At 63.7% G+C, this 14,093-nt stretch carries 13 protein-coding genes and 1 pseudogene; 10 read left to right on the top strand and 4 right to left on the bottom strand.

Annotation, left to right across the window (positions count from 1 at the left end; all coding sequences use genetic code 11):
• The first annotated feature begins 88 nt into the window (after window positions 1-88).
• Window positions 89-223: a hypothetical protein gene (locus AB0323_RS04480; RefSeq protein WP_366176297.1), complete on the top strand. Its 135-nt coding sequence runs from the start codon at window positions 89-91 to the stop codon at window positions 221-223.
• A 153-nt stretch (window positions 224-376) separates the two neighbouring features.
• Here the strand turns inward: AB0323_RS04480 and rarD are convergent, their stop codons facing one another.
• Window positions 377-1,276, bottom strand: coding sequence for an EamA family transporter RarD (rarD, locus tag AB0323_RS04485; protein WP_364535605.1), 900 nt, complete (start codon window positions 1,274-1,276; stop codon window positions 377-379).
• A 306-nt stretch (window positions 1,277-1,582) separates the two neighbouring features.
• Here rarD and AB0323_RS04490 point away from each other — a divergent pair, with 306 nt between their 5' ends.
• From AB0323_RS04490 to AB0323_RS04530, 9 genes and pseudogenes are all read left to right on the top strand, one after another.
• A complete protein-coding gene (locus AB0323_RS04490) occupies window positions 1,583-3,016 on the top strand; it encodes an FAD-dependent oxidoreductase (RefSeq protein WP_366176298.1) in 1,434 nt (477 codons plus the stop codon).
• Between the two features lie 52 nt (window positions 3,017-3,068).
• Window positions 3,069-4,514 (top strand): amidase, encoded by a 1,446-nt coding sequence (locus tag AB0323_RS04495; RefSeq protein WP_366176299.1) that lies wholly within the window; start codon window positions 3,069-3,071, stop codon window positions 4,512-4,514.
• 20 nt (window positions 4,515-4,534) lie between these two features.
• Complete coding sequence (locus AB0323_RS04500) at window positions 4,535-4,813, top strand: hypothetical protein (protein ID WP_366176300.1); 279 nt, start codon at window positions 4,535-4,537, stop codon at window positions 4,811-4,813.
• Between the two features lie 70 nt (window positions 4,814-4,883).
• Window positions 4,884-6,248, top strand: coding sequence for a GAF domain-containing protein (locus AB0323_RS04505; RefSeq protein ID WP_366176301.1), 1,365 nt, complete (start codon window positions 4,884-4,886; stop codon window positions 6,246-6,248).
• A gap of 83 nt (window positions 6,249-6,331) precedes the next feature.
• Window positions 6,332-6,958 carry a hypothetical protein gene (locus AB0323_RS04510; protein ID WP_366176302.1) on the top strand — a complete coding sequence of 209 codons (627 nt, stop codon included), beginning with the start codon at window positions 6,332-6,334 and terminating at the stop codon, window positions 6,956-6,958.
• 131 nt (window positions 6,959-7,089) lie between these two features.
• The gene (locus tag AB0323_RS04515; RefSeq protein WP_366176303.1) at window positions 7,090-8,613 is read left to right on the top strand and encodes an aldehyde dehydrogenase family protein; all 1,524 of its coding nucleotides are present in this window, start codon (window positions 7,090-7,092) and stop codon (window positions 8,611-8,613) included.
• A 213-nt stretch (window positions 8,614-8,826) separates the two neighbouring features.
• A pseudogene (locus AB0323_RS04520) lies at window positions 8,827-8,958 on the top strand (zinc-dependent alcohol dehydrogenase); the annotation flags it as partial.
• Window positions 8,958-9,374: a DUF779 domain-containing protein gene (locus AB0323_RS04525; protein WP_366176304.1), complete on the top strand. Its 417-nt coding sequence runs from the start codon at window positions 8,958-8,960 to the stop codon at window positions 9,372-9,374. The pseudogene AB0323_RS04520 and the gene AB0323_RS04525, both read left to right, overlap by 1 nt.
• Window positions 9,375-9,486: 112 nt before the next feature.
• Window positions 9,487-11,076 carry an amino acid permease gene (locus tag AB0323_RS04530; RefSeq protein WP_366176305.1) on the top strand — a complete coding sequence of 530 codons (1,590 nt, stop codon included), beginning with the start codon at window positions 9,487-9,489 and terminating at the stop codon, window positions 11,074-11,076.
• 180 nt (window positions 11,077-11,256) lie between these two features.
• Here the strand turns inward: AB0323_RS04530 and AB0323_RS04535 are convergent, their stop codons facing one another.
• The 3 genes from AB0323_RS04535 to AB0323_RS04545 form a co-directional block, all read right to left on the bottom strand.
• Complete coding sequence (locus AB0323_RS04535) at window positions 11,257-11,892, bottom strand: DUF2461 domain-containing protein (protein WP_366176306.1); 636 nt, start codon at window positions 11,890-11,892, stop codon at window positions 11,257-11,259.
• A gap of 215 nt (window positions 11,893-12,107) precedes the next feature.
• Window positions 12,108-13,604 carry a catalase gene (locus AB0323_RS04540; RefSeq protein ID WP_364535306.1) on the bottom strand — a complete coding sequence of 499 codons (1,497 nt, stop codon included), beginning with the start codon at window positions 13,602-13,604 and terminating at the stop codon, window positions 12,108-12,110.
• The gene (locus AB0323_RS04545) at window positions 13,601-14,092 is read right to left on the bottom strand and encodes a Fur family transcriptional regulator (protein ID WP_184738401.1); all 492 of its coding nucleotides are present in this window, start codon (window positions 14,090-14,092) and stop codon (window positions 13,601-13,603) included. The genes AB0323_RS04540 and AB0323_RS04545 overlap by 4 nt, the downstream gene beginning before the upstream one ends.
• Window position 14,093: the final 1 nt, after the last annotated feature.

The raw sequence follows: 14,093 nt of genomic DNA on the forward strand, positions 1-14,093 counted from the left end.
GTTCAAGGGATGGACATAGTGCGACTATGTCCATCCCTTGCGTTTAACAATGAGCATGTCCACTGGATACCAATGAGCATGTCCATTGGTGCTGGGTAGCGCTGAGCATGTCCGGGGCACCTACCGCAATGTGATCCGTCTGCCGCCGCCGCTGGTCATCAGCGACGAACTGCTCCTGGACGGCCTCGAGGTCCTGGCAGCGGCAATCAAGGCCAACGCTTAGCCGCAACCTCCAGGGGAACATGCCCCCCTCTAGGTGCAAGGGATGGACATAGTGCGACTATGTCCATCCCTTGGGTTTAACAATGAGCATGTCCACTGGATACCAATGAGCATGTCCATTGGTGCGGGGTAGCAATGAGCATGTCCGGGGGTTCTAGGCAGCGCTGAGCCGTGCGCTTTTCCTGATGACCGAGTTCTTGCGTGCCGTACGCAGCATGTCGAGGGTCAGGAGCAGCAGCGCGAGCCACACGATCCCGAAGCCAACCCAGCGGTCGGGGGTCATGGCCTCGTGGAAGACGGCAAGGGCCACGATGAACTGGAGTACCGGCGCGAAGTATTGCAGCAGGCCGATGGTGGTCATGGGCAGGCGGCGCGCGGAGGCACCGAAGAACAGGAGCGGCACAGCGGTGATGATGCCTGAAGCAGCCAATAGCCAGAAGTGCCCCGGGCCGTTGCTTCCCAGAGTCCCGGCTCCCGTGAGGCCGAGGACAATCATGGTGGCGCCCGCGATCGGCGCGAGGACCACGGTCTCCACGGTGAGGCTCGTGATGGCATTGACCTTGGGCCCCACGCGCTTCTTCACGAATCCGTAAAGTCCAAAGCTGAACGCCAGGACCAGCGCGATCCACGGCAGTTTGCCATAGGAAACCGTCAAGACGCCGACGGCGATGAAGCCGATCCCGACGGCGGCCCACTGAAGCGGGCGGAGCTTTTCCTTCAGGACGAACACGCCAAGGAGCACCGAGACGAGCGGGTTGATGAAGTAGCCGAGCGAGGCTTCGACCGCATGTCCGGTGGTGACGCCGAAGGTGTAGGTCAGCCAGTTGATGGCGATCAGTCCGGCAGCTATGGCGAGTGGCCCCAGGACGGCCCGGTCCCGGAAGGCATTGCCGAGGAGGCGCCATGTCCGGGTGATGGTGATGAGAAGGGCGCAGAAAATAAGCGACCACACCACCCGGTTGGCGACGATTTCGACCGCACTGGCGGGTTGCAGCACCAGGAAGTAGAGCGGAAGCAGCCCCCACAGGCCGTACGCCCCGATGCCGAACACCACACCCGCCGTCGTCTCCTTCTTTGCCGTGGCAGCGGCGGCGGCTGCTGAAGCCGAAGCATTCGAAGCGCTGGAAGCACTGGTGGCGGACGGGGCAGGCACGGTTTGCTCGGGCGTAGACACAAAGTCAACAACATCACATTTTGCGAAGGTATTCCTGACCGTACGGCCGGAAAGTTAGTGTGAGTTTCCTCGCCCGGTTGTGTCACCTCCCGCCACGTCCTGACACTCCGGGCACAACTGAGAACTAGAATTGGAAACTGCGCGCCCCACCACGCGGGGCGGATTCCTGTCTCAGAAGGGTTCACGGTGTCCAACTCGGCCGAAACCACCTCAAAACGTCCATTGCGCGTCGCTATTGTCGGCGCAGGGCCGGCCGGCGTGTACGCCGCGGATATCCTGACCAAATCGAACGAGGTCAAGGACGGCGACGTCGAGGTCAGCATCGACCTTTTCGAGGCATACCCCGCGCCGTACGGCCTGATCCGCTACGGTGTGGCGCCGGACCATCCCCGCATCAAGGGCATCGTCAACGCGCTTCACAAGGTCCTGGACCGCGGAGACATCCGCTTCCTCGGCAACGTGACCTACGGCCGCGACCTCACGCTGCACGACTTCCGCGCCTTCTACGACGCGGTGATCTTCTCCACGGGAGCCATCAAGGACGCGGACCTGAACATCCCCGGCATCGAGCTGGAAGGCTCCTTCGGCGGAGCCGACTTCGTCTCCTGGTATGACGGACACCCGGACGTGCCCCGCGAGTGGCCCTTGAATGCCAAGGAAGTGGCAGTCATCGGCAACGGCAACGTCGCGCTGGACGTGGCCCGCATGCTCTCCAAGCACGCAGATGACCTCCTGGTGACCGAAATCCCGGACAACGTCTATGCCGCCCTCAAAGCCTCCCCGGTCACGGACGTGCACGTCTTCGGACGTCGCGGCCCGGCCCAGATCAAGTTCACTCCGCTTGAACTGCGAGAGCTCTCGCACTCCAACGACGTGGACATTGTGCTGTACCCGGAGGATTTCGAGTTTGACGAAGCCTCAGACGAGGCCATCCGCAGCAACAACCAGATCAAGACCATGGTCAACACGCTGACCAACTGGCTCGTCGAGGAACATGCCGAAGCCGAGCAGCCCTCGTCCCGCCGCCTGCACCTGCATTTCCTGCACAGCCCGGTGGAGATCATTTCCGAAGACGGCTCCGGGAAGGTTTCCAGCATCAAGTTCGAGCGCATGAAACTGGACGGCACAGGCAACGTCAAGGGCACCGGCGAGTTCGTGGACTATCCGGTCCAGGCCGTCTACCGCGCCATCGGCTACCACGGTTCCCCGCTGGACGAGCTTGAGTACGACGCCCGCCGCGGCGTCATTCCCAACGACGGCGGACGGGTACTGGACGGCGACGGCAAACCCGTGCCCGGCATCTATGCCACCGGCTGGATCAAGCGCGGACCCGTGGGCTTGATCGGGCACACCAAGGGCGACGCGCTGGAGACCATCGGTTGCCTCCTGGAGGACCGACTCACGCTGCCCCCGGCCGAAAACCCGGACCCGCAGGCCATCATCAACCTCCTTGAAGAGCGGGGCATCGAGTACACCACCTGGGAAGGCTGGAACAAGCTCGATGCGCACGAACTAGCCCTGGGCGCCGAATGGACCGCCGAAAACCAGGATGCCGGCATCGTACGCGAACGCATCAAGGTGGTTCCGCGCGAGGACATGATCGAGATCTCGCGCGGCTAGCGCACGGCGGCTAGCGCCTAGCGGCCCGGGACGCCCGGTCCTAAAATGAGCCATGGACGAGGAGCTCCGCTGGACTGACGCCGTCGGGCAGGCAGAATTGGTGCGGAGTGGCGCGGTTTCGCCGAGCGAACTGCTCGACGCCGGCCGCGACCGTATCCGGGAGATCGATCCGGTTCTGCATTGCATCGTCGCGCACTTGGAACCTGGAGCAGCCGACCCGGCCCCTGACGCACCGTTTCCGGGAGTTCCGTTCCTGGTGAAGGACCTGTCCCTGGAAATCGCCGGAACGCCCTTCACCGAAGGCTCCCGCTGGTTGAAGGACAACGTCTCAAGCCAGGACCAGGAGCTTGTGCTGCGGTATCGCCGGGCCGGACTTGCCATCCTTGGGAAGACCAACACGCCGGAATTCGGACTCAGCCCGCACTGCGAGCCGGCCTTGCATGGCGCCACCCGAAACCCTTGGAACCTGGGGCTCTCCACGAGCGGCTCCAGCGGCGGGTCCGCTGCCGCCGTCGCCGCCGGGATGGTCCCCATGGCGCACGGGAACGATCTTGGCGGATCCCTTCGTTACCCCGCGGCATGGTGCGGGGTTTTCGGGTTCAAGCCCACCCGGGGACGGGTTCCCATGGGCCCCGAGTACGGCGACGTGGCAGGGGGCTTCGCCGTGGAACACGCGCTGACGCGGAGCGTACGCGATTCGGCGGCCCTCCTCGACGCGACGGCCGGCCAGTCGCTCGGTGATCCATATTGGGCGCCGCCCCAGGCCCGGCCCTTCCTGCTTGAGGCCGGCACTGTTCCTGGAATGCTCCGCATTGCTGCAACCGCTACGCCCAATTCGGGGCAACAAGTGCATCCGGACTACCTGAGGGTGTTCGAGGAGACCGTGGAATTGCTCGCCGGGCTGGGCCACACTGTCACAGAAGCGCACCCCGAGAGCCTGGGGCGGGCCGGGCACCGGGCCGTCAGGGCCGTCTATGGAGGCGCGATCGCGTGGATCGAGGCGTACTGGACGCAGAGGATGGGCAGGCCGCCGGAACCCGGTGAGATCGAGCCGTTCACTGCAGCCGATTTTGAACGCTCGCGGGCCGTAACAGGAGGGCAATACCTCCTTGGCATGGAGGAATTGCAGCGCTTCAGCCGCCGTCTGGCCGGATTCTTCGAGGAATTCGATGTCTGGATGACACCCACCGTCGGCTGGCCACCGTTGCCCTTGGGCACGCTGCGGGGGACCGAGGAAGAACCGTTGCGCGGCGAGCGCGAAGCTGGCCGCTTCCTCATGTTCGACGGCGAGTACGCGAACCTCTCGGGCAACCCGGCCATGTCGATGCCACTCGGAGTCGACTCGACCGGCGTGCCGGTGGGCATGTCCTTCCTTGGCCGCTTCGGGGACGAGGCCACGCTCTTTCGCCTGGCGGGCCAGCTTGAGAAAGCCGCACCTTGGGCGGACCGCAAGCCTGAAGCCCTCGCACGGGCCTTGGCTGCACTGCTCCGAAGCTGAAGCAAGACAGGAGAGAAGCAATGTTCATGGGCGTCTACCATTTCGACGGAGATCCCGCTCAACTGCTGGAGGGTCACAAGCGCATGGTGGGCCTCCTGCCACCCGGTGCGTTGAAGATCCATGTATGCCTATCCACCGAGGGCGGCATCTCGGTCTACGACACCTGTCCGGACAGGGCAACGTTTGACCGTTTCAGCCGTGGCCACAGTTTCGCGGAACTCGTCGCGGAAGTCGGCCTGCCTGAACCCCGGATCGAAGCGTTGGGCGAGGTTGAGTCGTACGAATTCCACCCGGAGTGAGCGGGTACACAAAGCCTCGGCTCGCAACTAGACTGGCCCGTACTGTGCCGCGTCCGGTTTTGGGAGTTCGATGAAGAATCCGATCCATCCGGCAGCTTCGGTCAATGATGTCGCCGAGCTGTTGCAGCGCCATGCCCGCGCTGGACATGAGCAAATCGATACGTGGCGCTTTGGGCTTCCCGATGCCACGGAGCTTCATGGTTTGCGTAGCCTGATCAAGGAATCCTGGCAGCGTTCCGCGCAGCTCAAGGCGAACCCGGACCAGCCCGAAGCTCCCGTGGCCATGGACCTCGACGAGCTCGGGGAATACCGCCGCCAACACCCGCTGGGCATCATCATGCCGGTCATCCAGAAGCTCCTTATCCAGCCCAGCTATGAGAGCGGGCTGCTGGTGGCCGTGGGGGATGAGCTCGGCCGCCTGCTGTGGGTGGACGGAAATCCCGCGATGCGGCGCCGCGCCGAAGGCATGATGTTCGTGGCAGGCGCGGACTGGTCCGAAGCCGCCGTCGGGACGAGTGCGCCCGGCACGGCGCTCGCCTTGGGCCGCGGCATCCAGATTTCCGGCGCCGAGCACTACAAACGCTCCGTCCACCCGTGGAGCTGCACCGCGGTGCCGTTCCATGACCCTGACTCCGGCGCGCTCCTCGGCGTCGTCGACATCACCGGCACGGAAGCCGCCGTCGCACCCCACACGCTTTCCCTCGTTGAAGCAACCGTGGCGGCAGCGCAAGCGCAATTGCGTGTGGAAAGGCTCCAGCTCGCGGCCACTAGGCACTCTGCGCCTGCCCGACGTCGGAACTCGCCTGCCGCCGTCGGCTCGCCCCCGCGAACCGGGCTGTATCGGAACAGCCTCCAGCTGCTCGGCCGGGACCAGGCCCTGTTGAGCATGGGAGGACGCAGCATTCCGCTTTCCGCGCGGCACAGCGAGATCCTGGCGTTGCTGGGAACCCGTCCCGAGGGGCTCAGTGCCGAGGAACTCGCCCTGGCCTTGTATCCCGGCGACGGTTCGAGTGTCACCCTCCGGGCGGAAATGGTGCGCCTGCGCAAGGTACTGCACGAACTCGATCCCGCGGCGGTCCCGGAATCCCGCCCCTACCGGCTCCCGATCGACCTCGGCCAGGACGCCGCCCAGGTCCTGTCCTGCCTGAAGCGGGGCGCCCACCGCATTGCCTTGGAGATCTACAAAGGCGCCGTCCTTCCGCATTCGGAAGCGCCCGGCATTGTGGAGCTCCGCGGGAAGGTCTCGGCGCTCTTGCGCGAGGCGGTCCTCAACGACGGCAGTGCCGAGGCGTTGCTCAAGTACGCTGGGCTGCCTGAGGCGAAGAACGACGTCGATGTCCGGCTTGCCGCCCTCAAGCTCCTTCCGCCGCGCTCGCCCAAGCGGGCTTCCGTCGTCGCCGAGCTCGAACGCCTGGAAGCCGAACTAACGGCCTGACGCGGGCCCCTCGTGTGGCACCCGGGCAATACGGGGTTTCGGCCCGTATCGTAGGACCGAGCCGAACGAAAGAAGCTTTCTCCGTGTTGAACAAACGCCTCGCCGTTGCCCTGACCGTTTCCGGACTCCTTGCCGGAGCCACAGCCTGCGGGGCGCCCGCCCAGACTGCGCCCGCCCAGACTGCACCCGCCCAGACGATGCCTTCGGCTTCGGCCACCACGGCCGCCGGAGCCGGCTGGGAACTCGATCCGGCCGCCGGCGCCCAGAGAATCAAGGCCGCGGGCTTGGATATCCTGACCGCCGAAGGCACCGCCGAGCACTATCACGCCCATCTGGACGTGCTGGTCAACGGCAAACCCGTCACGGTCCCGGCCGAGATCGGTTTCAGTTTCGGGGCCGACGGGCAGCCCAACGGGATCTCGGCGCTTCACACCCACGACACCTCCGGTGTCATCCACATCGAAGCGCCTACGCCCGGCCGGAAGTACACGCTGGGCCAGGTCCTCAGCGAATGGGGAGTCCTGGACGGCAAAGATGCCACCGGGGCACCGCACAGCGGGACCGGCGGCTGGACCGCCTACGTCAACGGCGCAAAACAGAGTGCGCCGGTGTCTGACGTGGTCCTCAAAGCCCACGACGAAGTAGTGCTCTCCTTTGGTGCCGCACCTTCGCCGGTTCCAAGCTCCTACGCTTTCCCCGCGGGCCTCTAGTTTCCAGGACCCCGTAGCGAGTACCGCCCGGACGTGATCTGAAACACAGGGTTGCAACCTGCTTGCAACCTCCCCGCTCCTACGCTGAAGGCACAGCAAAGCCACCATCATGCGGAGCAAAGGAGCTAGCAATGACTGTTTATGCACAGCCGGGTGCCGAGGGTTCGAAGGTCACGTTCAAGGACCGCTACGAGAACTGGATCGGCGGCGAGTGGGTTGCCCCGGTCAAGGGGCAGTACTTCGAAAACATCACCCCGGTGACCGGCAAGGCCTTCTGCGAGGTTGCACGGGGCACAGCCGAGGACATCGAGCTGGCACTGGATGCCGCTCACAAAGCAGCACCGTCCTGGGGCAAGACCTCGGCCACGGAGCGCGCCGCGATCCTGAACAAGATCGCCGACCGCATCGATGAAAACGTCGAGCTGCTGGCCGTGGCCGAGAGCTGGGACAACGGCAAGCCCATCCGGGAAACCCTGAACGCGGACATCCCCCTCGCGGCGGACCACTTCCGCTACTTCGCCTCCGCGATCCGTGCCCAGGAAGGCCACTTGTCCCAGCTGGACGAGGACACCACGGCCTACCACTTCCGCGAGCCGCTGGGCGTCGTGGGCCAGATCATCCCGTGGAACTTCCCGATCCTGATGGCCGTGTGGAAGCTCGCCCCGGCACTGGCCGCGGGCAACGCCGTCGTCCTCAAACCCGCCGAGCAGACCCCGTCCTCCATCCTGGTGTTGATGGAACTGATCAGTGACCTGCTGCCCGCCGGCGTGGTCAACGTCGTCAACGGTTTCGGCGTCGAGGCCGGCAAGCCCCTGGCCTCCAGCCCCCGGATCCGCAAGGTCGCCTTCACCGGCGAGACCACCACCGGCCGGCTGATCAGCCAGTACGCGTCCCAGAACTTGATCCCGGTGACCCTTGAGCTGGGCGGCAAGAGCCCGAACATCTTCTTCGACGACGTCGCCGCGCAGAACGACGCGTTCTACGACAAGGCCCAGGAAGGCTTCACGCTCTTCGCCTTCAACCAGGGCGAAGTCTGCACCTGCCCCTCCCGCGCACTGGTCCAGGAAGGCATCTACGACTCCTTCATGGCCGACGCCGTGGCCCGCACCAACAAGATCATCCAAGGCAACCCGCTGGACACCGACACCCAGCTCGGTGCCCAGGCCTCCAACGACCAGCTCGAGAAGATCCTTTCTTACATCGACATCGGAAAGCAGGAAGGCGCCAAGGTCCTCACCGGCGGCGCCCGCGCACAGCTCGACGGCGACCTGGCCGGCGGCTACTACGTCCAGCCGACCATCTTCGAAGGCCACAACCGGATGCGGATCTTCCAGGAGGAGATCTTCGGCCCGGTGGTGTCCGTGACGAAGTTCAGCGACTACAACGACGCCATCGGCATCGCCAACGACACCCTCTACGGACTCGGCGCCGGTGTCTGGTCCCGCAACGGCAACGTCGCCTACCGGGCGGGCCGGGAAATCCAGGCCGGCCGCGTCTGGGTCAACAACTACCACGCCTACCCGGCCGGCGCCGCGTTCGGCGGGTACAAGTCCTCCGGCATTGGTCGTGAGAACCACGCGATGATGCTGGACCACTACCAGCAGACCAAGAACCTCCTGGTCAGTTACAACGAGAACAAGCTCGGCTTCTTCTAAGCCGCACTTGGCCCGGCGGGGAGGGGTCGGCACAGATCCCTCCCCGCCGATCCACGCCTGGCCACCCCTCAGGAAAGCAGCAGCCCCCTCGAAAACCGCTTAAACGACGCAAGGATTTCGCCAATGACGACGACAATGCAAGCAGCCGTAGTAACTGAATTCGGTAAGGACCTTCAGATCCAGTCCGTTCCCCTTCCTGTTCCCTGCCGGAGGGAAGCGCTGGACTTCTACGCGCAGGGCAAGATCCACCCGACCGTGTCCACGCGGGAACTCTCCGAGGTCAACGCGGTCCTTGACGAAATGAAGCACGCCAAGATCGACGGCCGCGTGGTGCTGAGGTTCTAATGTCCCACGACAAGCTTGACGCCGCGGTGACGCTGCCCGGAGAAGACTTTTCCCGGGTGGCGCTCACCGCCGTTTCCATCGAACTGCTCCGGAAGTTGTGGGAGCAACACGGTCCCCTCATGTTCCACCAGTCAGGTGGTTGCTGCGACGGTTCCTCACCCATGTGTTACCCCGCCGGCGAATTCATTACCGGTGATTCGGACATTTTGCTTGGGCTTTTCGACATCGGCGGGCCCGAACGGCCGCAACCTTTGGAGTTCTGGATGTCCCGGGAGCAGTTCAATTACTGGTCCCACACGCATCTGACGGTGGATGTCGTGGACGGCCGCGGGAGCGGCTTCTCCGTGGAATCGCCGGAGGGGAAACGCTTCCTTATCCGTTCCGCCTTGATGGACTGGAACGTCCCCAAGCTCTGAAGATACACCGTCCTCGCGTCTCACAATTTGGGACAAATATGGGGGTCCATTGGCTGGACACTACTCTTGATGAGTCTGTTTCCAGCACCCCATCAAGATTGTGGACTCTTCTATGAACCTCTTCCGGACCAAATCGATCGAGCAGTCCATTGCGGACGCCGATGAGCCCGGACGCAAGCTCAAGCGTTCCCTCAGCACCTGGGATCTGATGATCATGGGCGTTGCCGTAGCCGTCGGCGCCGGGATCTTCTCTGTCGGCGCCAAGGCCGCTGCAAACTTTGCCGGACCCGCCGTGACGATCTCCTTCGCCGTCGCAGCCGTCACGTGTGCCTTGGCCATCATGTGCTACGCCGAATTCGCTACTGCGATCCCGGTCGCCGGGTCCGCCTACGTCTTCACCTACGCCACCATGGGCGAAGTCCTCGCCTGGATCATTGGCTGGAACCTCATCCTCGAACTGTTTACGGCTGCTGCCGTGATCGCCAAGTACTGGGGAATCTACTTGAGCAAAGTGTTCGCTCTCATGGGTGTGGGTATGCCCCCGGCCTTGAACATCGCCGGGGTGGATCTCTATTGGGGCGCTTTACTGATTGTTGCCATCTTCACGGCGCTCCTGGTGCTCGGCACCAAGCTCTCCGCGCGCGTAGGCAACGTCTTCACGCTGATCAAGATCGCCGTGGTGTTGTTCGTGATTGTTGTCGGCTTCACCTACGTGAAATTCTCCAATTACGCGCCCTTTGTCCCGGCGTCGCAGCCTACCGGAGGAAGCGACGGCGCGGATGTCATGAAGCAGTCCTTCTTCGGCTTCCTCACTGGGGCGGTTCCGGCCCAGTACGGAACGCTGGGCATCTTTGCCGGCGCAGCCTTGGTGTTCTTTGCGTTCATTGGCTTCGATGTGGTTGCGACCTCCGCGGAAGAGGTCAAGAACCCGCAGAAGACGTTGCCCCGTGGCATCTTCGGCGGACTGGCGCTGGTGACGTTGCTCTACATCCTGGTCTCCCTGGCCCTGACCGGCATGGTGTCCTACACGCAGCTGGCCGAAGCTAAGAACCCCACCCTCACCACGGCCTTCGAGGCGGTTGGAAACACCGATGCGGCCAAGGTCATTGCCTTTGGCTCCCTGATTGGTTTGACCACCGTCATCATGGTGCTGCTCATGGGCCTGGCCCGCGTGGTCCTCGCCATGAGCCGCGACGGCCTGCTTCCCCGCGCGCTGTCCAAGACCAGCGCCAAGCGTTCGACGCCGGTCCGGCTCCAGATCATCTGTGGCGCTGCCGTGGCAATCGTCGCGGGTCTGACCAACGTGGATCTCCTCGAAGAAATGATCAACATCGGTACCCTCTCGGCCTTCGTGATGGTGAGCCTGGGCATCCTGGTCCTGCGTAAGAAGCGACCGGACCTGAAGCCGGCTTTCCGGGTTCCGTTCGGCAAGGTGCTTCCCGTGGTCTCGGCCGTCCTGTGCGTCTACCTGATGACAAACCTGGCCGTGGAGACCTGGATCTTCTTCGCCATCTGGCTGGGAATCGGACTGGCCATCTACTTTGCGTACGGGCAGCGCCACTCCCGACTGAACGAGAAGTTCGCTTCGGCGAAGGCCGCTGTGTCCGGGACGGCATCTGATTCCGGCCGGAACGGCGATTCAAGCGACTCCAGGGGCTCCGGCGATTCCAGCGACGACGAGGACAGCCTCAGTAAGGTCTGACCCGGGGACGGATTCACTGCTCAGGCCGGACTCACGGACCCCTCGAGCTTAGGACACATGTTCCATGGCTCGAGGGGGTGGCCGTTTGATTTCAAGCGATCCGGTTCCTAGGCATAGGGCCGCTCCAATGCTTTCGACCTCAACCCTATCGACCCAATGACTACGGGCGGCTACGCGCGACTACGGGGCCGCGTGCTCGTTGACCCACTCCACGAGCGGGCGCAGTACCTCCCAACGCTTGGCGATTTCTTCCTTGGCTGAGGGCTGCGACATCCATTCCGGTTCGCCCAAGGTCACCCCGGCAGACAACGATTTGTGCTTCAAGAGCTCGGCGCGTGGATGGTCTTTGTCGAAACCACGCGGCACGGTCTTGAGCTTCTCGCCTTCCACCGCGAAACCGGCCGCGGCGATGGAATCGACGATCTTCTGGAGTTCCTCCCCGCTGGCCGGCGAATCCGTGGCGGCGCGGAACCGGGCAATCTGCTCCGTGGTGCGGGAGTGGCATCCGCCGCCGACCAACAGGCCGTCTGCGCTGAGCTGGAGGTAGTAGCCCACGCCCTCCTTGTCCGCCGCAAACGCTCCTTGTGCCGTCTTGTAAGGGGACTTGTCCTGGGAGAAACGGATATCCCGGTTCGGACGGAAAACCTTGCCCGGCCCGAAACGTGGCTCAAGCTCCTCCAGCAACAGCGTCAATGGCTCCTTCACGGCGGAGTCGTAGATGTCTTTGTGCGCCAGCCACCATTCGCGGTTGTTGTTCTCTTCAAGTTCGGCATAGAAGGCGATGGCCGCTGCGGGGATCCCGGTAAATGTGCTCATGTAAGGATCCTATGGATCACAATGCCGAGCTAGCCAGAGTCATTGTCGGCTATGTGGAAAACCCTGGCGGAAAACCCCGGTGGAAAACCGTCACGGAAAACCCGCCGTGGAAAACCCGCCCCAAAGCCCCGGGTTCGACGTGCCTTTCGGTGCCCATTAAGAAAGCAACCCCGCCGCAGAGGATCCGCAGCGGGGTTGCTTCGTTATCGAGCTTGTTACAGCTTGTTGGCTGCCTCTGCAGCCGACTCGCCTTGGCCTGCGCCGAGGTTGGCGCGCAGCTTGGCGCCGAGTTCGGCATCGACGTTGGTCCAGTACTGGATGGCGCGTTCCTTGATGCCGGGGCTCTTGACGCCGCCCACAGCGCCCGTGATGGTTTCCAGCAGGCGGGCCTTGGCGCCGTCGTCGTAAACCTCGCGGTACAGCGCGCCGGCCTGGCCGAAGTCGCTGTCCTCGGCGTGCAGGGAGTGTGCGGAGAGCGTCAGCTCGCCGTCGTTCTCCCAGCCGCCGGCAGGGTTCTGCGGCTCAACAGCGGCCGGGCCACCCACGGAGTTCGGTGCGTAGACCGGAACCGAAGGAGCATTGAACAGGTAACGTCCCGCGCCGTCCTGGCTGTAGTTGTTGACCTGGTTCTTCGGCTGGTTCACCGGGATCTGGGCGTGGTTTGTGCCCACGCGGTAGCGGTGTGCGTCAGCGTAGGAGAAGATGCGGGCCTGCAGCATCTTGTCCGGGGAGGCAGCGATGCCCGGAACGAAGTTCGAGGGCGCGAAGGTGGCCTGCTCGATCTGCGCGAAGTAGTTCTCCGGGTTCTTGTTGAGCTCCATGGTGCCCACGTGGATCAGCGGGTAGTCCCCGTGCGGCCACACCTTGGTGAGGTCGAACGGGTTGAAGCGGTACGTCTTGGCGTCCTCGTAGGGCATGACCTGGACGTGCAGTTCCCAGGACGGGAAGTTGCCGGCGGCGATGTTTTCCTGGAGGTCGCGGATGTAGAAGTCCGCGTCCGAGCCGGCCAGCTCAGCTGCTTGGTCGCCCGTGATGGTCTTGACGCCCTGGTTGGACTTGAAGTGGTACTTGACCCAGAAGCGCTCGCCCTCGGCGTTGATCCACTGGTAGGTGTGCGAGCCGTAGCCCTGCATTTCACGCCAGGAAGCCGGCAGGCCACGGTCGCCCATGAGCCAGGTGACCTGGTGTGCGGACTCGGGGGACAGGGTCCAGAAGTCCCACTGCATGTCGGCGTCGCGCAGGTGGGTGCCCGGGAGGCGCTTCTGGGAGTGGATGAAGTCCGGGAACTTGATGCCGTCGCGGATAAAGAACACCGGGGTGTTGTTGCCCACGAGGTCGTAGTTGCCCTCGGACGTGTAGAACTTGACGGCGAAGCCGCGGGGGTCGCGCCAGGTGTCCGGGGAGCCGTTCTCGCCTGCAACGGAGGAGAAACGGATGAGCATGTCCGTCTCGACGCCCGGCTGGAATAGGGCTGCCTTGGTGTACTGGGAGACGTCCGAGGAAGTCTTGAAGGTACCGAAAGCGCCGCCACCCTTGGCGTGGACAACACGCTCCGGGACGCGCTCGCGGTTGAACTGTGCGAGCTTTTCCACCAGGTAGTGGTCGGTCAGGATGATGGCACCATCGGCGCCAACGGACTTGGAATGCGCGTCGGAAGTGACAGGCGCTCCCGACTGGGTGGTCGAGAGGGGCACAGAAATGTTCGCGGTCATCGTTCTCCTATTTCGTGGGTTACTTGCGTTTGAGTAGGAAGCTGTTGTTTGGCCTGGCAGTCCTGGCAGATGCCTTGGTACAGGACGTCTGCGATCTGGATGGTCATGGGTTTGGAATGCTCATCCCAGTGCGGGGTGAGGCAGGGTGCATGGCCCACGGCGCAATCGACGTCCTCCACGCGGCCGCAACTGATGCAGACGGCGTGGTGGTGATTGTCGCCCACCCGGGTCTCGTACAGGGCGGGAGAGTGGGGTGGCTCGAAGCGTCGCAGCATCTGCAGGTCCGTGAGGTCGCTCAGCACCACATAAACAGACTGCGCTGTCAGTTCGGGAAGATCCTTGCGCGCGGCAGCCAGAATGCCTTCGGCCGGGGAGTGTGGATTGTGCTGAACGGCAGCAAGAACCGCAAGACGCTGCTTGGTCACGCGGCGTCCGTGGGAATGCAGGGCGGAAGCCCACGCTTCCTGGTCTGCCGTGTGATCTGCCATA

The sequence above is a fragment of the Arthrobacter sp. NPDC080031 genome (genome assembly GCF_040702485.1).
In the GTDB taxonomy this organism is placed as follows: Bacteria; Actinomycetota; Actinomycetes; order Actinomycetales; family Micrococcaceae; genus Arthrobacter.

What these genes read in the sequence shown, in the direction of transcription:
- AB0323_RS04495 (WP_366176299.1), top strand. Translation starts at nt 3,069, where the DNA reads ATGGACGAGGAGCTCCGCTGGACTGACGCCGTCGGGCAGGCAGAATTG.
- AB0323_RS04500 (WP_366176300.1), top strand. Translation starts at nt 4,535, where the DNA reads ATGTTCATGGGCGTCTACCATTTCGACGGAGATCCCGCTCAACTGCTG.
- AB0323_RS04505 (WP_366176301.1), top strand. Translation starts at nt 4,884, where the DNA reads ATGAAGAATCCGATCCATCCGGCAGCTTCGGTCAATGATGTCGCCGAG.
- AB0323_RS04515 (WP_366176303.1), top strand. Translation starts at nt 7,090, where the DNA reads ATGACTGTTTATGCACAGCCGGGTGCCGAGGGTTCGAAGGTCACGTTC.
- AB0323_RS04525 (WP_366176304.1), top strand. Translation starts at nt 8,958, where the DNA reads ATGTCCCACGACAAGCTTGACGCCGCGGTGACGCTGCCCGGAGAAGAC.
- AB0323_RS04530 (WP_366176305.1), top strand. Translation starts at nt 9,487, where the DNA reads ATGAACCTCTTCCGGACCAAATCGATCGAGCAGTCCATTGCGGACGCC.
- AB0323_RS04535 (WP_366176306.1), bottom strand. Translation starts at nt 11,892, where the DNA reads ATGAGCACATTTACCGGGATCCCCGCAGCGGCCATCGCCTTCTATGCC.
- AB0323_RS04540 (WP_364535306.1), bottom strand. Translation starts at nt 13,604, where the DNA reads ATGACCGCGAACATTTCTGTGCCCCTCTCGACCACCCAGTCGGGAGCG.
- AB0323_RS04545 (WP_184738401.1), bottom strand. Translation starts at nt 14,092, where the DNA reads ATGGCAGATCACACGGCAGACCAGGAAGCGTGGGCTTCCGCCCTGCAT.